The 16,573-nt window shown below is 40.5% G+C and carries 16 protein-coding genes; 8 read left to right on the top strand and 8 right to left on the bottom strand.

Translation table 11 applies throughout. The features are described 5' to 3' along the window. Positions 1–11 precede the first annotated feature (11 nt). The 3 genes from lolB1 to BIZ36_RS03285 are packed head-to-tail and all read left to right on the top strand — an operon-like array spanning position 12 to position 2,888. Positions 12–809 (top strand): lipoprotein insertase outer membrane protein LolB1, encoded by a 798-nt coding sequence (gene lolB1 / locus BIZ36_RS03295; RefSeq protein ID WP_187456441.1) that lies wholly within the window; start codon positions 12–14, stop codon positions 807–809. A 25-nt stretch (positions 810–834) separates the two neighbouring features. Beyond that, entirely contained in the window at positions 835–2,031 is a 1,197-nt protein-coding gene (locus tag BIZ36_RS03290; RefSeq protein WP_222937196.1) for a murein hydrolase activator EnvC family protein, read from the top strand. Positions 2,032–2,051: 20 nt separating this feature from the next. Then, on the top strand, positions 2,052–2,888 hold the full coding sequence (locus tag BIZ36_RS03285; RefSeq protein WP_187456439.1) for an aldo/keto reductase: 837 nt from the start codon (positions 2,052–2,054) through the stop codon (positions 2,886–2,888). 5 nt (positions 2,889–2,893) lie between these two features. Here BIZ36_RS03285 and BIZ36_RS03280 read toward each other — a convergent pair whose 3' ends face one another. Together BIZ36_RS03280 and BIZ36_RS03275 are read right to left on the bottom strand one after the other, a co-directional pair. Next, positions 2,894–3,409 (bottom strand): acyl-CoA thioesterase, encoded by a 516-nt coding sequence (locus BIZ36_RS03280; protein WP_187456438.1) that lies wholly within the window; start codon positions 3,407–3,409, stop codon positions 2,894–2,896. A 74-nt stretch (positions 3,410–3,483) separates the two neighbouring features. Then, positions 3,484–4,455, bottom strand: a complete 972-nt coding sequence (locus BIZ36_RS03275) for an HU domain-containing protein (protein ID WP_187456437.1) — start codon at positions 4,453–4,455, stop codon at positions 3,484–3,486. Positions 4,456–4,560: 105 nt separating this feature from the next. Here BIZ36_RS03275 and dprA point away from each other — a divergent pair, with 105 nt between their 5' ends. The 3 genes from dprA to BIZ36_RS03260 all read left to right on the top strand — a co-directional run bounded on the left by dprA (position 4,561) and on the right by BIZ36_RS03260 (position 7,210). After that, complete coding sequence (gene dprA / locus BIZ36_RS03270; protein WP_187456436.1) at positions 4,561–5,661, top strand: DNA-processing protein DprA; 1,101 nt, start codon at positions 4,561–4,563, stop codon at positions 5,659–5,661. A gap of 198 nt (positions 5,662–5,859) precedes the next feature. Next, positions 5,860–6,675, top strand: a complete 816-nt coding sequence (locus BIZ36_RS03265) for an AraC family transcriptional regulator (protein ID WP_187456435.1) — start codon at positions 5,860–5,862, stop codon at positions 6,673–6,675. A 64-nt stretch (positions 6,676–6,739) separates the two neighbouring features. Next, entirely contained in the window at positions 6,740–7,210 is a 471-nt protein-coding gene (locus tag BIZ36_RS03260) for a VOC family protein (RefSeq protein WP_286174535.1), read from the top strand. A gap of 3 nt (positions 7,211–7,213) precedes the next feature. Here the strand turns inward: BIZ36_RS03260 and BIZ36_RS03255 are convergent, their stop codons facing one another. Then, positions 7,214–8,170 carry a M28 family metallopeptidase gene (locus BIZ36_RS03255; RefSeq protein WP_187456434.1) on the bottom strand — a complete coding sequence of 319 codons (957 nt, stop codon included), beginning with the start codon at positions 8,168–8,170 and terminating at the stop codon, positions 7,214–7,216. 1 nt (position 8,171) lies between these two features. After that, entirely contained in the window at positions 8,172–9,140 is a 969-nt protein-coding gene (gene trpS / locus BIZ36_RS03250; RefSeq protein ID WP_187456433.1) for a tryptophan--tRNA ligase, read from the bottom strand. Positions 9,141–9,213: 73 nt separating this feature from the next. Between trpS and BIZ36_RS03245 the strand changes: the two genes are divergently transcribed. Together BIZ36_RS03245 and katG are read left to right on the top strand one after the other, a co-directional pair. Further along, on the top strand, positions 9,214–9,972 hold the full coding sequence (locus BIZ36_RS03245; protein ID WP_187456432.1) for a lysophospholipid acyltransferase family protein: 759 nt from the start codon (positions 9,214–9,216) through the stop codon (positions 9,970–9,972). A 133-nt stretch (positions 9,973–10,105) separates the two neighbouring features. Continuing rightward, entirely contained in the window at positions 10,106–12,352 is a 2,247-nt protein-coding gene (gene katG, locus BIZ36_RS03240) for a catalase/peroxidase HPI (RefSeq protein WP_187456431.1), read from the top strand. A gap of 57 nt (positions 12,353–12,409) precedes the next feature. Here the strand turns inward: katG and BIZ36_RS03235 are convergent, their stop codons facing one another. From BIZ36_RS03235 to BIZ36_RS03220, 4 genes are all read right to left on the bottom strand, one after another. Then, positions 12,410–13,339 (bottom strand): YeiH family protein, encoded by a 930-nt coding sequence (locus tag BIZ36_RS03235; RefSeq protein ID WP_187456430.1) that lies wholly within the window; start codon positions 13,337–13,339, stop codon positions 12,410–12,412. Between the two features lie 72 nt (positions 13,340–13,411). Further along, the gene (locus tag BIZ36_RS03230) at positions 13,412–14,296 is read right to left on the bottom strand and encodes a LysR substrate-binding domain-containing protein (protein ID WP_187456429.1); all 885 of its coding nucleotides are present in this window, start codon (positions 14,294–14,296) and stop codon (positions 13,412–13,414) included. Between the two features lie 95 nt (positions 14,297–14,391). Continuing rightward, on the bottom strand, positions 14,392–15,924 hold the full coding sequence (locus BIZ36_RS03225; RefSeq protein ID WP_187456428.1) for an outer membrane beta-barrel protein: 1,533 nt from the start codon (positions 15,922–15,924) through the stop codon (positions 14,392–14,394). A 58-nt stretch (positions 15,925–15,982) separates the two neighbouring features. Beyond that, complete coding sequence (locus BIZ36_RS03220) at positions 15,983–16,546, bottom strand: RNA polymerase sigma factor (protein ID WP_187456427.1); 564 nt, start codon at positions 16,544–16,546, stop codon at positions 15,983–15,985. Positions 16,547–16,573: the final 27 nt, after the last annotated feature.

Below are 16,573 nucleotides of genomic sequence, written 5' to 3'. Positions count from 1 at the left end.
GCGCTGTTGTTATGAAGATATTTTCTCTTATGCCATGTCGGGTTGTTTGGCTACTTTCAATTGCATTTTTGGTGTTCTCCTGTAAATCAAAAAAAGTGATTGGTGATGATAGTGCCAATGCTGCAATGTCTGCAAAATCCATCATCAAAAATCATTATCAAAATTCCCTCGATTTTAAGACGATAAGCGGGAAAATGCGGATTGATTATTCTGATGGGGAATCATCACAAGGCGTATCCGTAAACTTGCGAATGGAAAAGGATAAGGCCATTTGGATCAGTGCGCCGTTTGGTATGGTAAAGGCTTACATTACTCCGGGAAGGGTTTCTTTCTACAACAAGCTTCAAAATGAATATTTTGATGGCGATTTCGTCTATTTGAGCAATTTTCTGGGAACTGAATTGGATTTTGAACAAGTACAGAATTTACTATTGGGCCAAGCTATTCTTAATTTGAACGATATCAAATACGATGCCGCTACGGTAAGCGGAAATTATCAGCTTAAACCAAGAAAACCAATGGAGCTTTTTAAGGTATTGTTCAGCGTTAATCCGGAAAACTTTAAAATGGCTTCCCAACAACTTTCGCAACCTTTAAAGAAAAGGTTGCTACAAATTAATTATACGGACTATCAGCAAGTTAACAAATGGTTATTGCCCAAAGAAATAGCTGTTGCTGCAATAGAAGGCGATGAAAGGAATACGGTTGACATTGAATATAGGAACATCGAGTTTGACAAAACTTTGAGCTTTCCGTATAAAATACCAAGTGGTTTTAAAGAGATTGTAATCGATAATGAGGCCAAGTAATACCTCCTTCATTTTATTTCTTTTTTTGAGCGCTTTCGCTTTTGTGCCTGAGTTTGTCATGGCTCAAGGTCCCACGCAAGAAGAACTGGAAGCAAAACGGGAACGCTTGCAACAAGAAATTGAGCAAATAAACCATTTGCTCTTTGCGCAAAAAGAGAAGAAAGGTACCGTTCTGGATCGGATGGAGGCCTTGGATCAAAAAATAAAGGTGAGGGAGCGGCTTATTGCCGTTACAAATGAACAGTCCAATCTTCTCAATAGAAAGATCAATACTAACATTAATTCCATTTCGGCTCTAAAGAAAGAACTTAATGAATTAAAGGATGATTATGCCACTATGATCCAAAAAGGGTATCAAAGTAAAATACAACAGAGCAAACTGATGTTTTTATTGTCTTCGGAGAACTTTTTTCAGGCATTCAAACGGGTTCAATATATAAAGCAATACACAGATTTTAGACGTCAACAGGGAGAAAAAATTGTAATCAAGACCAACGAGCTTACGGAATTAAATAAGGAGCTTACGGCTCAACGCAAGGAAAAAGATAGACTAATAGCTGCTAACCGAAAGGCTAAGAACGAATTGGATACGGAGAAGAAAAGTCAGCAAGAGCTCCTTCGGTCCATTCGAAAGGACGAAACTAAATTCGCTGCAGAAATTAGGGACAAACAAAATCAAGCAAGGCAAATAGATAGGGAAATAGAGCGTTTGGTACGTGAGGCGGTTGCTAATGCCAATAAAGAAGCCGGAAAAGCAGATGATGACCCAAGCAAATTTCTTTTGACCCCAGAAGCGGCAATTATTGCGAACAGTTTCTCGGCAAATAAAGGCCGATTGATATGGCCGGTTGAAAAAGGGTTTAAAAGTCAGGGCTTTGGTGTGTATAGTGATGCCATATATCCAGGGATCAAACATCAGAGTAATGGCGTTATCATAACCACGGATAAGGGGGCCAAGGCACGCGCCATTTTTAGGGGAGAGGTCATTGCTATACTGTCAATTCCGGGGGGAAATAAGGCCGTTCAACTAAAGCATGGTAACTATATCAGCACCTACTATAATCTATCCGATCTCTATGTAAAAAAAGGGGATCAGGTGGAAGCTAAAACCGAATTAGGTGAAATATATACCAATCGGTCCAATGGTCAGACGCGATTAAAATTCTATTTACATCAAAACACCTCAAAGTTAAATCCAGAGGAGTGGGTGTATCAACTATAAAACTTTAAAAATTTGAGAAGATGAGTAATATTACAGATATACAAGGAACCTTCACATTGCATAACGGAGTTAAAATGCCCTACTTTGGCTTGGGCACCTACTTAGCAGATAACGATGAGGAAGTAGTTGAAGCGGTCAAATTTGCTTTGGAACATGGTTACCGTCATATAGATACCGCAGCAGTCTATAAAAATGAAGTGGGAGTTGGTAAGGCGATAGCGGAGTCTGACGTGGACAGGAAAGATATTTTTGTTACCACCAAGGTATGGAACAGTGACCAAGGTTTTGATAGTACGCTTAAGGCTTTTCATGAAAGTTGTAAACGTCTAGGAGTGGATTATGTTGACCTATATTTAATTCATTGGCCAGTAGCCGGAAAGTATAAAGAAACCTGGAGGGCCTTGGAACAACTTTACAAACAAGGGCGTGTAAAAGCTATTGGAGTCAGTAATTTTTTAAAGCACCACTTAGAGGATTTACTAGCGTCTGCGGAGATTGTTCCTATGGTTAATCAAATGGAGTTTCATCCTTATTTGGTACAACAGGAGTTGTTGGATTTCTGTAAAACGCATAAAATTCAATATGAGGCATGGTCTCCTTTTATGCAAGGCAAGATTTTTAAGTTGGATATTACCAAGGATTTGGAGGCCAAATATGGTAAAAGTGCCGCCCAGATTGTACTTCGCTGGAACTTACAAAAGGGCGTGGTTACCATTCCAAAATCTGTCCATAAGGATAGATTAACTTCCAATTCCGACCTTTTTGATTTTGAGTTATCTGAAGATGAAATCAACTATCTGGACAGTTTTGATAAAGGAGAACGGATAGGTCCAGATCCAGATAATTTCGACTTTTAACAACGTTAGTCCTGTAGGAACAAAGCCTTTAGTTCCGTAGCTTCATTTGGTTGCATTTTTCCAGCAAGAACCAAGCTTAACTGCTTTCTTCTTAAGGCCGCATCAAACCTCTGTTTTTCCAGATCTGTCTCTGGAACCAAGGGCGGAACTTCTGTGGGCCTACCGGTATCGTCCACGGCAACAAAAGTGTAAATAGCTTCGTTGGCTTTGGTGCGCTCTCCACTAAAACGGTCTTCCATCCAAACATCAAGATAAACCTCCATGGAGGTCTTAAAAGCTCTTGAAACGGCCGCTTCTACCGTTAAGACACTTCCTACGGGTACGGATTGGTTAAAGGCTACATGGTTTACCGAGGCCGTAACCGTTATCCTTCTACTATGTCTTCTTGCCGCAATACTGGCAGCGCGGTCCATACGAGCCAATAGTTCACCGCCAAAAAGATTATTTAGAGGGTTGGTCTCACTGGGGAGAACCATGTCCGTCATTGTTGTTCTGGAGTCTTTCGGGTTTTTGCCCTGCATAACGTGCTTTTTCGGCAAAGATACATCCTTCTAACGGAAATGTAGAAGTATGTTTACAGGACAAAAAAGTGATTTTATTTGATGGTCTTTAACCAGGCATCCTTCTGGGTCTGCTTAATTTCTCGAAGGGCCGTCAAAGCTTCGTTGGCATCGGTAAAACTATCATAAGCTACCATGTACAGGCCAAACGGATTGGTGCCAATATAAGAAGGGTTATAGCCCCTTTCTTTCAATTGATCTATTTTTCTGTCGGCATTGGTCTTATATCTAAAAGCACCGGCAATGATATGGTGAACTTTTTCTCCGGAAACTTTTTCAATTTCAGCCGCCTCTTCCTTTTTACTTGTTTTTAGGGTAATGGCCGGAAGTTCTAAAGGTGTAGTATCAAAAAAAGTGGCCTGTTGAATACGTTTGGATACCTGAACTTGCGCATCCTCCCAAGCCAGTTGTTCGTTGGCCTGGTTGGTTTGATAGTATTTGTAACCACCAAAACCTGCGGTTAGTGCCAATAGTACCGCCGCCGCATATTTTAGGTAAGGGCGGGAAGATTTCTGGGCTCTTTTTTCTGGAGTAAAGGCAATAGGCATGCGCTCCTCCATTTCGGTTACCTCGGTCTTTAGCGCTTCTCTTGTTACGGGAGCATTAACAAAGGAACTCATACCAAAAGAGCTGGTAAGATAATTTACGCTGCTAACGGATAGGAATTGTATTTTGCCTTCCGGGCCTAGCCAAAGGTTGCCAATTTCCGGTAGTCTTAGGTGTTCGCCATTTTTTAACCTACCTTCCCATTGGTTAACCTCCTCCTTTACTAGGGTTAGCATTTCTTCAAAACTTACCTTTTGCGCTTCCGCGGCATAGGAAACCAAAAGACCATCATTGGTGACCAATTGCTGGTTGAATGATACGGTCTTTGTGGGAGGATAAAAAGTATTGGTAGTCTCTTGGATTACGGCAGATTTTTCTTGGGTAAGAAATGCCCCAAACCCTGGTATAACTACACAATTATAACGGTAAAGTAAATCTTTTATATAGTGTTCTAAGCCCATACACCGCAAATTTTAGAAAAATTTATTCGCTAAAACAGGCTTTAGGTAACTTTTTATTAACATTATTTTTTGTGTATTTTGTGGATAACTCTAGACTTGTTTTAAATGACTACGGATGAATTACTTGCAGTTTTAAGACTTCAACATACACCATTTATTGGAGATGTTACTGCCAAAAAATTAATCTCTTATTGTGGAAGCCCATCCGAAATTTTTAGAACAAAGAAGGAGCATTTGTTAAAAATAGATGGGGTAGGAACGTATGCACTGCAAGGTTTGTATGATGGAGAGCATATAGAGGCCGCTGAAGACGAGTTGCAGGTTATTCAAAATAATAATTGGGAATGGTCTTATTTTATGGACGACAGCTACCCACCTTACCTAAAACACTGCATAGATAGCCCCGTTCTTCTCTTTAGACGAGGGAATATGGAGTTGGATGGCCGTAAAATCATTAGCGTAGTGGGTACAAGAAAAATTACCAGTTACGGACAAGCATTTTGCGACCAGTTTATTGAAGAGATTGCACCCTTAGACCCAATTATTGTTAGCGGTTTTGCCTACGGCGTTGATATAGCCATTCAAAAAGCAGCAATACGCAACAATTTGCAGACTATTGGCTGTTTGGCCCACGGACTCAATCAGCTTTATCCAAAGGCACATGCCAAGTTCAAAGCCGAGGCAGAAAAAAATGGGGGTTTCTTAACGGAATTTTGGAGCACCAGTAATCCGGATCGGGAAAATTTCTTGAAACGAAATCGGATAATTGCAGGTATGAGTGAAGCTACAATAGTGATTGAATCTGCCGATAAGGGTGGTAGTTTGGTAACCGCGGACATTGCACATAGCTATAATAGGGATGTTTTTGCGGTGCCCGGACGATCTAATGACAAGTATTCCATGGGCTGTAACAATTTGATCAAACAGCAGAAAGCGCATATGCTTACCTCTGCGGCAGATCTGGTCTACATGCTTAATTGGGAAATGGAAAAAAAGCAGCCAATGATTCAAAAACAGCTTTTTGTTGAACTGGACTCCAATGAAAAAGCCATATATGATTATCTTCAAAAAGAGGGAAAACAGTTGTTGGATAGCATAGCGTTGGAATGTCAACTTCCTATTTTTAAAACATCGTCCACTTTACTGAATATGGAGATGAAAGGAGTGATTAGACCGCTACCTGGTAAGCTGTTCGAGGCTATTTGATACTTCTATCTTTTAAAGTTTTGGGGTTTTAACCGACTGTCCGGTTGGTACTCTCAGCCTTTTGTCGATTGGATGTCTAGTTTAAGTAGCTTATCGATGAATAACATCTGTAAAACGGTGCTGGTTTATGTATCTTTCTTTTAGTAAAGCATATAAACCAACCTGCCGGTCGGTTCTTAAAATTTAGATCAAATCACCATGGAATTACTAAAATCGATTAGAGATTTATATTTGCCAGTGCAACCTACCGTAAAGCAGACCGGTGAAAAGGTAGTCTATAGAGAGGTGGTGCCCAGCGAACAACTTAGCCCGTTTATTTATTGTTATTGGCAGCTGAAAACCATTTCAAGTCTGGATGAAAATTTTATCTATAGGGTGGTGGCAGATGGGTGTATAGATATCTTTTTTGAGTTGGAAAGGCCTCAAGAAAGTTTTGTAATGGGTTTTTGTAAAAAATATACGGAGTTCCCCTTGGAACCTGAATTTCACTATGTAGGCATTCGGTTTCTACCCACCATGTTTCCACAACTGTTCGGGGTCGATGCTTCTGAACTTAGCAATCGATATGAGGATTTAATTCTTATACATAAAAGAACACAACAGTTCTTGAGTCAGAGCATGAATCAAAAATTGTCTTTCGAAGAAATAAAAGAACGGCTTGATGTCTATTTTTTAAACCATTTAGCAGACGTGGAATGGAATTTAGATTCGAGACTTTATGCCGCCATTAACCAAGTATTGAAAACACAAGGGTTACTACGTGTTCAAAATGATTTGGATGTAGGCCTCAGTGAGCGGCAACTTCGGAGGCTATTTAAGTATTACGTTGGCGATTCGGTAAAAACTTTTAGTAAGGTGGTTCGCTTTCAGAACATTTTAAGGGCAAAACCTTCTGTACAGAGTCTAAAGCGTAACAAATTATTTTTCGATAGTGGCTATTATGACCAATCGCATTTTATTAAGGAATTTAGAAATCACTACGGAGTGACGCCTTCCAAGGCTTTTGGCAGATAGAATGTCCGTTTTTTACTATGTTCGGTTTAGTATATCAAGGAAATTTGAATCAAATAAAATGAACATGAAAACAACGGTACTATTTCTATGTTTTTCGGCCATAGCACTACAAGTTCAGGGTCAGGCCAAAAACACACACCTAAAATCAAAAACAATGAAATTAAATGCAGGAGTCATCACTGAAAAATTGGCGGAGACCAAAGAATTCTATACCTCGGTATTAGACTTCGGAGTCACCTTTGAAAACGAATTCTATATTTTGATGCACACACCCAATAAAGAGGCAGAATTGGGATTTTTACTACCCAATCACCCTTCACAAAAACCCTTGTTTCATCAAAAGTTTAACGGAAAGGGAATGTATCTCACCATTGAGGTAGATGATGTGGATGCTCTTTACGAAAAAATTCGAGCTAAAGCAGTGGAAATAAAAATCCCCATCAGGGATGAGCCTTGGGGCGATCGGCATTTTGCCATTCAAGACCCCAATGGTATTGCCATTGATTTGGTTACTTATACCGCTCCTGAGGACTAATTTCTAATCTTGTGGAATAAATTCCATACGATAATCGGTGGAGGCAATTTTAAAGATAGTGGCGTAGATATAATCGCATATTTTTTTTTGTCCTTCAAAATTAATGAGCTCGATGGTGTCTTCTGGGGTGTGGTATTGCGGATGTCCACCAGTATGCATTCCTAAAACAGATATGTTCTTTTTGTAAAAGGAAACGTGATCGCTCCCTCCAACGGAGCCGGCATGAACCACAGGGTTAAGACCAGCATCTTTGCCCAATTGGGCCATGAGTTCTTGTCCGTTAGGGAAAGTGCCCGCACCGCCCATATAGACCTGTTTTTCATTATTGAGGCGGCCTACCATATCCATATTGATCATAAGTTGGATGTCTTCCAATGGTACTGGCGAATTTTCAACAAAAAACTTACTGCCCAATAGACCTTGTTCTTCGGCACCAAAGGCAATAAAAATGACACTTCTTTTCAATTTATCCTGAGTCGCCGATAATCGTTCTGCGATTTCCAATAGGGCCGAAGTTCCACTGGCATTGTCATCGGCCCCGGGATGAACCGTATTTTTTTTATCCGACTTGGAACTGGGACCACCGTGCCCTAAATGGTCATAATGCGCTCCAAGTACGATATATTCTTTTTTTAAACCCGGATCGTTGCCTTCAATAAAACCCACTACATTCCAAGTTTTGACCTTTGGCTTCTTTTTTTCGTCTTTGGCAACTCTTAGGGATGCCTTAAACTTTTGCAAATAGGATTTTGACAACGGCTTTATTCCGGCTTTTTCAAAGTCTTTTGCGATGTAGTCTACAACCGTTTTGTTGATTTTCCCTCCGGGATATCTACCCTCTTTTTCTTGTGTGGTTAGAAAATTAATATGCTGGTATAGTTCGTCTTTGGTAATCTCGGCTTGGGAGAAACCATATAAAGCCCCCAAGGTTACAAGTAATCCCGTAAAAAATTGCTTCATTTTAATACCCAACTTTTGCCCTAACTCGGGAAATAACATCATTTGCCACTTTTCTCGCCTTTGTAGCTCCAACTTCAAGTGCAGCGTCTACCTCTTCCAAATGGTTGGTATAGTACTCGTATTTTTCGCGGGCATCGGCAAACTTGTCCACAATTACCTCATAAAGCGCTTGTTTTGCATGTCCGTAGCCATAATTTCCTGCTAGGTAATTGGCGCTCATTTCCTCAATTTGTTCTTGGGAAGCCAAAATTTTGTAAAGGGCAAAAACATTGTCGTTGGTAGGGTCCTTTGGTTCTTCCATGGGGGTACTATCTGTTTGTATACCCATGATTTGTTTCCTTAGCTTTTTATCCGGCTGAAAAAGGCTGATAAGATTACCGCGGCTCTTGCTCATTTTTTCCCCGTCCGTACCTGGAACATACATGGTCTGTTCGTGAACTTTTCCTTCAGGCATAACAAAAGTTTCACCCATTTTAGCATGAAAACGGGAAGCGACATCCCTGGTCATTTCTATATGTTGAAGTTGGTCCTTGCCCACGGGGACCACATCGGCATCGTAAGCCAGAATATCGGCAGCCATTAACATGGGGTAGGTAAAGAGTCCGGCATTAACATCCTCCAACCTATCTGCCTTGTCCTTAAAGGAATGGGCAAGGGTTAATCTCTGGTATGGAAAAAAGCAGCTAAGGTACCACGCTAGTTCCGTGACTTGGGGGACATCACTTTGTCTATAGAAAACCGTTTTGTCTATATCCAATCCAAACGCCAACCAAGTAGCCGCAATGGCATACGTATTTTGTTTAAGTAATTCAGCATCCTTTATTTGTGTAAGCGAATGCATATCCGCGATAAAAAGAAAAGAATCATTTTCGGGCTTTTCGGCCATTTTTATAGCCGGCATAATCGCCCCCAAAATATTTCCTAAATGTGGTGTTCCGGTACTTTGTATTCCTGTTAGTATTCTTGGCATGACAATGGTTTCAAAGAGGCCAAAGATAAAGAAAGTACTAAAAAAGCTAGGGTAAATTGTTATTTTTGATTTCATGTTTGCACTCATCAAAAAAGTAGGCCAGACCCTTTATAGAATCTGGTTCTACATTCTGGTAGCTTTTCCCATCATTATTTTTTTTCCGTTCTTGCTGTTGACCACACTTTCAGAAAAATGGTATCCCCAATTCTTTTGGCTGGCAAGAAATCTTTGGGCCCGGCCTATTTTATATGGTATGGGCTGCCCTCCGATAGTAAAATGGGAAGAACGCCTAAAAAAAGGAAACAGTTATATGCTGGTGGCCAACCATACCAGCATGTTGGATATCATGTTGATGCTGCACATCAGTAAAAATCCTTTTGTATTTGTTGGTAAAAAGGAATTGGTGAAAATACCCATATTCGGTTTTTTCTATAAAAGGGTGTGCATTATGGTAGATAGGGAAGATACCAAAAGCAGAACGGGAGTCTACAGACGTGCCCAACGGCGGTTGAACCAAGGGTTGAGCATCTGTATTTTTCCGGAAGGTGGGGTGCCCGATGATGAATCTATCATTTTAGACCACTTTAAAGATGGCGCTTTTAAAATGGCCATTGCCCATAAAATACCTGTTGTGCCCATGTCTTTTCTTGATAATAAAAAAAGATTTTCGTTTACCTTTTTTAGCGGTGGACCAGGTATTGCTAGAGCTACGGTACATAAATTCTTTAAGACTCATAAATTAAAGGAAGAGGACAAAGTTGAATTACGTGAAAAAGTGCGAAGTATAATTTACCAAGAGCTACAAGGGGTATCAAGTCCAAAACCTCTTTGAGTTATTAGTGATTTCTTGGGTAATTATCAATTTGTATAAGAAAAATCAATACAGGAATAATTTAATTCAAATTTTAGAGTCATTATCCGAAGTCGTTTTTTGGTAATTTTATAGGAAACTTAAAACGATTAGCATGGAGAGCAACAACAATTCCCACGGTGAAGCTTGGGACGTAAACGAATCGAACGCAGCACAATGCCCGTTTTTGAACGGTAGCCTCAATCAAGCTGCTGGAGGCGGTACCACCAATAAAGATTGGTGGCCCAATCAGTTAAACCTGAATATTTTAAGGCAGCATTCTTCCCTTTCCGACCCTATGGACAAGGATTTTGACTATGCGGAAGAATTTAAAAAATTAGACCTGGCCGCCGTTAAGCAAGATCTATATGATTTAATGACGGATAGTAAAGAGTGGTGGCCTGCAGATTACGGTCACTACGGTCCCTTTTTCATTCGTATGGCCTGGCATAGCGCAGGAACTTACCGTATTGCAGATGGTAGAGGGGGTGGAGGTTCAGGATCCCAACGTTTTGCTCCTTTGAACAGTTGGCCAGACAATGCTAATCTAGATAAGGCCCGTTTATTACTTTGGCCTATCAAGAAAAAATATGGTAAGAAGCTCTCTTGGGCAGATTTGTTGATTTTGGCCGGTAACTGTGCTCACGAATCCATGGGCCTGAAGATGTTCGGCTTTGGAGGCGGACGTGAAGATATTTGGCAACCAGAAGAGGATATTTATTGGGGTTCCGAAGGTGAATGGTTGGGTAATAAAGAACGTTATGCCAATGAAAATCAATTGGAAAACCCTCTAGGTGCTGCACATATGGGGCTCATTTATGTGAATCCTGAAGGTCACAATGCCAATCCGGACCCTGTGGAAGCTGCTCATTACATTCGCGAAACTTTTGGCCGTATGGCCATGAACGATTATGAAACGGTAGCCTTAATTGCTGGTGGCCATACCTTTGGTAAGACCCATGGTGCTGCCAATCCAGACGATTATGTTGAAGCAGAGCCTGCCGGTGCCGGAATTCTGGAACAGAGCATGGGCTGGAAAAATAACTTTGAAAGTGGAAAAGGGGAACACACCATTACCAGTGGTTTGGAAGGCGCATGGACAGATACCCCTACGAAATGGAGCCACAAATACTTTGAAAATTTGTTTGGCTACGAGTGGGAATTAACCAAAAGTCCGGCAGGTGCTTGGCAATACAAGCCCAAGGGCGATGCTGGAGCGGGAACTGTTCCTGATGCCCACAATCCCGATAAAAAGCACGCTCCATTTATGTTGGTGACCGATATGTCCCTACGAATGGATCCCGCTTATGAAAAAATATCGCGACACTTTTTAGAGAATCCTGATGAGTTTGCCGATGCCTATTCCAGGGCTTGGTTCAAATTAACGCACCGTGATATGGGGCCTGTAGATCGTTACTTAGGTCCTGAAGTACCTCAAGAAGAGCTTATTTGGCAAGATCCCGTACCTGCGGTGGATCATGATTTAATTGATGATAACGATGTCTCTAATTTGAAAGCGAATATTTTGGCTTCCGGATTATCGGTCTCAGAGCTTGTTTCAACTGCTTGGGCGTCCGCTTCAACCTTTAGAGGATCGGATAAACGTGGTGGTGCTAATGGAGCAAGAGTTAGATTGGCACCTCAAAATAAATGGGAAGTCAATAATCCGGAACAGTTAGAAAAAGTACTGGATACGTTGGGAAGAATTCAAAATGAATTTAATGATGCGCAATCGGGAAACAAAAAGGTTTCCTTAGCTGATTTGATTGTTTTAGGGGGATGTGCTGCAGTCGAGAAAGCGGCCGGTGCTGCCGGAAACGCGGTGACCGTTCCTTTTAGTGCAGGTCGTACCGATGCTACGGAAGAACAGACAGACGCCGAAGCTTTTGAGGCCTTAGAGCCTAGAGCCGATGGATTTAGAAATTACGTTAGGAACAAATTCAATGTTTCTACCGAGGAATTGTTAGTTGATAAGGCGCAATTAATGACCTTGACAGCACCGGAAATGACCGTATTACTTGGTGGAATGCGTGTTTTGGGTACCAATTACGATGGTTCCAAACATGGTGTATTCACAGATAAGCCAGGGGTTTTAACCAATGATTTCTTCGCAAATCTTTTAGATCTTGATTTGGAATGGAAGGATACTTCAGGCAATGAAACCGTTTTTGAAGCTTCAAAAAGGGGTTCGAGTGACGTAGTTTATACAGGAACTAGGGTGGATTTGATTTTTGGTTCCAACTCCGAATTAAGGGCTATTGCTGAGGTGTATGCCTGTGAAGATGGGCAAGAGAAATTTGTCAACGACTTTGTTGCGGCTTGGAACAAGGTGATGAATTTAGATCGATACGATTTAAAATAGCCATTTAGAGTGATTTCTAATGGTAAAAGAGTGGTGCACTGCACCACTCTTTCTTTTTTATACAAGTTGGTATAAAATAAAACTCAAGGAGAGTACCGAAATGAAAATCCAAAGGCTTGATGCCAGAACCAAAGGCCTGAAGCCAGTCTGCTTCAGTTCTGAAATGGATATAGTTGAACCTACCAAATACAGCGTCAGCAACAACAGATGTTTGGATGTGATAACCAAGGTTTCCGTAAGAGGTTGAGGAAGTAAATGGTAATTGTTAATGATGATGGCACCTATAAAAAATAAAATAAAATAAGGAGCCTTAATCTTTTCGCCCTTCGCCTTAAAGATGAACATAGATAGCACGGATAAGGGCAAAATCCATAACATTCTTGAAAGTTTTACCGTTGTGGCCACCTGCAGGGCTTCGTCGCCATATTCCAAGGCTGCGCCCACTACCGAGCTGGTGTCATGAATAGCAACTGCGCACCAGAGACCGAACTGATGTTGGTTCAGTCCAAAAAAATGTCCTACAGCTGGAAAGACGAACAAGGCTATGGAGTTGAGTAGAAAAACCACGGCCAAGGCTATGCTGATGGCTTTGCTTCGCGCATTGATTACGGGAGAAATAGCGGCAATGGCACTGCCACCACATATGGAGGTACCAGAGGTGATCAGGTGTCCCAGTTTTTTGTCTAAACCAAGTAACTTAGTCAATAAAAAACCTAAACTGACGGTAAGTAGAATGGAAAGAAATGTTAATAAAAACCCTTCTTTACCCGCTTCAAGCGTTTCGTCAATGAACATTCCGAAACCGAGCCCTACCACCGATACCTTTAGCAATAATTGAATTGATTTATGACAAAAGCTTTTAAAGGGGTTGTCAAAAAGAAGGGTGAAGCCGAATCCTACTAACAGGGCAATGGGACTGCTAACCCATCCTGTTGAAATAAGAATGGCCAACGCAATGAAAGCAAACCTTTTGAATACCAACTTCATAACACGTAATTTGTTGGTAAAATTAGCTGGTTTGTATTATTTATTTGGAATCTATTTTAATATTTGAAATAACTAAAAGTTATAGTTGTTTCTTGCAAATTTTTCAAAATAATCCATCACAACTGATTGATAACCGGTTCTGGAAACGAAGTAAAACCACCTGTCAATCGTGAAATTCTTTATTTCTACTACTTTAAGTTTGTTTAAAAGCAAATCGTTGGAAACGGCATGAATGGAAAGGAGGGCAAAGGTATTTGAATGGTAGAGATAGTTTTTAATAGCTTCCGTGCTGCTGAGGGTCACAAGAGTATTCAGTCTTTTGATGGAAGTTTCTTTTAGTTTGTCATATATAATATCACGCGTGCCCGAGCCGATTTCCCTCTCTACCAGTGGAAGTTTGGCTAGCCTATCAATGGAAACGGAATTTTGTTTATACCGGGTGTTATTTGTCCCGGTAACCAATACAATTTCGTCTTTAATAAATTTATGATATTGTAATTTCTTGTGGGTATTCTTTCCTTCGGTAATTCCAAAGTCGATTTGCTGATTTAAAATGAGTTGCTCAATTTCCTCTGAGTTTTCACTTTTTATTTCAAATGTCGTTTGCGGATGTTGCTTCCTAAATTTGGCGATTATTTCTGGTACTACATGATTTGCAATTGTAGTACTGGCGCCAAAATTGATAAGACTCGGAACGCTCTCCTGTTGATGTAAAAACTGATTTTCAACTTCGGAAAGGAGTTCAAGGATACGATTAACGTAAACTAAGAAAGCTTGGCCGTTTTCGGTAAGTTCTATGGAGTTTCGTTTCCGAAGGAAAAACGTGGTTTTGTATTCCTCTTCAATACTTCGGATGGCCTTGGACACGGCAGGTTGCGAAATAAAAAGTTGTTCTGCAGCTTTGGTAAAACTTGCATGATGTGCAACGGCCTTAAAAATTTGGTATTTATGCTTCATGAACGATTAGTACGTTGGTTGGCTAATGATCGACATGAAGCAAAATACACCAATTTATTTAGGTTACCATAGACAATTCCATTTAGTACCTAGACTTAAAACTTAAAGTTGAGTCCACTATAGACACCAACACTAAAAGGCCTAAAATCACCTGAAACTTCAGAAAAAGTGTTCAATTGGTATTTGAAAACAGGTTCAACGTTCAATTGAATCATGGGTGTAAATTTGTAATTGACCCCAAAACCAACGTTGGTGCTAAAGTTAACCTCGTTGATATTGTTGGCTTCCCCCACTTCCGTAGTTAAATCTCCGGAGGTAAGCGTAACCGAATTGTCAAGTAGAAATAGGGAGCTGAAGCCACCTACTAGATTAAGGCCAAATTTTCTGTCAATAAGCGAATAATCCAATTCCAAAGGAACTTCTAGATAGCCCAATTGTTGAGCCATGGCACCTGTTCTGGAAAAGTCGTTGGCATCCCTAACCTCCATTGCCAATTCTTCCAATGGGGAAGAAAGACTGGAAAAAGTAGCCGTTTCACTATTTACGATGATGTTCTTTGCAGATTGACTATAATTTATGTTTGATATTTTCTTGGAGCTTGAAGCATCTAAGGAAGAGGCAAAAGCAACATCATCCGTATCGTACCCAAAATTAACTTTATGGATTCCGGAGCGCACCTTGAACTTTTTGTTCACTTGGTACGCTACGGAAACACCGTAACTCAAGTTGGTATTTCCTGATTTCGTGTTTTGATTAAATGCAGAATGTATGGGCGAACCTTCTCCAACCGCATCAAAATAAACGGGGGCCACACTGGGACCTACACTCCAACGTCCACGGGTAGATTCAGCAACCTCAATATCCTCTTCGTCTTGTTCCGCGATGGCGTCTATAATGGATATTTTAGATTCTTCATCTTGGGCACTTGGTTCTGATTCCTCGGTCTTTTCAAAAGCGAGTGCATTGTTCTTTATGTTAGATCCACTGAACTCCGAGTTGTCTGAATTTTGATTCTCTAAAGACTTCTCATTTTTAGAATCTAAGTTGTCTTCTAGAGCCGAATTTTCGTGCCCCAAATTATTGGCGAGCTTGGCAGAGCTAACATCAAAATATTCCTGTTTTTTTGGCTGAAAATGAGTGTCTGCATCATTTTCCGTATTGCGATTTTTCGAAATAGTTGAACCAGTAGCTATACCTTCCTCAATATTGGGGGCTATGCTTTTCTGAATTTTATTGTGATCGGTTGGGCCAGAAGACGTCGAAATCTTCTCTTTTAGGTCATTGGTTCCTGTCCTTTCTCCATCTCGATCAGTATTTCCTTCAACTACGGCAGTATTTATTTCTTGGTTGGTGTTAATTTGGTTTTCATTTTCTGAATTATTGGGCTCCCCTTTTGTGCTTGTGACAGTAGGTGTAGTATCCGAAGTGATAGAAGAGGGTCTAAATACTAAAAAGCCTAAAATTAAGGCAGCGGCAATACCGCCAAGTTTCCACCATAGTGGAATTACTTGTTTTTTAGTTCTTTTGTCCAAAGATGCTTCAATTTTTTGCCAGACCGCTTCATCTGGTACTTCCTTAAAGCCCTTGAACTTCTCTTGGTAGAGGCTGTCAAGGTTTTTTTTACTCATTTTTAATGTCTTAGGTACGGTGTTCTTAGTCTTTTGATGTTTTCTAATTGGGTTAAGGCTATATTTCCAGAATGAAAAAAAGCAGTAGCCCAATTATGGCTTTATTCTGTGTTGTTTCTATTCGGTCTTTTAATATCTGTCTTGCCCTGGCCAGGTTGGATTTGGATGTGCCGGCTGATGTTCCCAGCATTTCTCCAATTTCTTTATGTGTATGGCCGTCCAGAACGTACAGGTTAAATGTTAACCGATATTTATGGGGCAAATCTTGAATGTAACCCAAAAGGGTATTCAAACTAATATCTGCATAACCACTATCTATTTCAGTTTCGGACTCGGTACTGTCCGTAACCACAGTCATATATTCTTCCTTTCGGTATTTTTGTAATACCGTATTTACTGTTATTCTCTTTAACCAACCCTCAAAAGAGCCTTTGGATTTAAACTGGTCTATTTTGTCAAAAATGACCATAAAACTGTCGTGCAGATTGTCTTCTGCCTCGATTTTATTTCGGGAATATTTAAGGCATATCGCAAATAATACCGGAGAGTATTTTCGGTATAACTGTTCTTGTGCCTGCCTATTTCCCTTTTTACAGTTTTTTATGAGTTCGTCCAGACTCAAATTTTGGTCAGATTTAGTAAGGTTTAA

Source organism: Cytophaga sp. FL35, assembly GCF_014349235.1.
Classification (GTDB): Bacteria; Bacteroidota; Bacteroidia; order Flavobacteriales; family Flavobacteriaceae; genus Euzebyella.
Note: the sequence above shows the minus strand (reverse complement) of the source record. Positions and strands in the feature narration are given on the sequence as shown.

Excerpts from the sequence above, each read along its gene's own strand:
- katG (WP_187456431.1), top strand. The coding sequence starts at position 10,106 with ATGGAGAGCAACAACAATTCCCACGGTGAAGCTTGGGACGTAAACGAA.
- BIZ36_RS03225 (WP_187456428.1), bottom strand. The coding sequence starts at position 15,924 with ATGAGTAAAAAAAACCTTGACAGCCTCTACCAAGAGAAGTTCAAGGGC.
- BIZ36_RS03245 (WP_187456432.1), top strand. The coding sequence starts at position 9,214 with ATGTTTGCACTCATCAAAAAAGTAGGCCAGACCCTTTATAGAATCTGG.
- BIZ36_RS03285 (WP_187456439.1), top strand. The coding sequence starts at position 2,052 with ATGAGTAATATTACAGATATACAAGGAACCTTCACATTGCATAACGGA.
- dprA (WP_187456436.1), top strand. The coding sequence starts at position 4,561 with ATGACTACGGATGAATTACTTGCAGTTTTAAGACTTCAACATACACCA.
- lolB1 (WP_187456441.1), top strand. The coding sequence starts at position 12 with ATGAAGATATTTTCTCTTATGCCATGTCGGGTTGTTTGGCTACTTTCA.
- BIZ36_RS03230 (WP_187456429.1), bottom strand. The coding sequence starts at position 14,296 with ATGAAGCATAAATACCAAATTTTTAAGGCCGTTGCACATCATGCAAGT.
- BIZ36_RS03280 (WP_187456438.1), bottom strand. The coding sequence starts at position 3,409 with ATGCAGGGCAAAAACCCGAAAGACTCCAGAACAACAATGACGGACATG.
- BIZ36_RS03275 (WP_187456437.1), bottom strand. The coding sequence starts at position 4,455 with ATGGGCTTAGAACACTATATAAAAGATTTACTTTACCGTTATAATTGT.
- BIZ36_RS03260 (WP_286174535.1), top strand. The coding sequence starts at position 6,740 with ATGAAAACAACGGTACTATTTCTATGTTTTTCGGCCATAGCACTACAA.
- trpS (WP_187456433.1), bottom strand. The coding sequence starts at position 9,140 with ATGCCAAGAATACTAACAGGAATACAAAGTACCGGAACACCACATTTA.
- BIZ36_RS03235 (WP_187456430.1), bottom strand. The coding sequence starts at position 13,339 with ATGAAGTTGGTATTCAAAAGGTTTGCTTTCATTGCGTTGGCCATTCTT.
- BIZ36_RS03255 (WP_187456434.1), bottom strand. The coding sequence starts at position 8,170 with ATGAAGCAATTTTTTACGGGATTACTTGTAACCTTGGGGGCTTTATAT.
- BIZ36_RS03265 (WP_187456435.1), top strand. The coding sequence starts at position 5,860 with ATGGAATTACTAAAATCGATTAGAGATTTATATTTGCCAGTGCAACCT.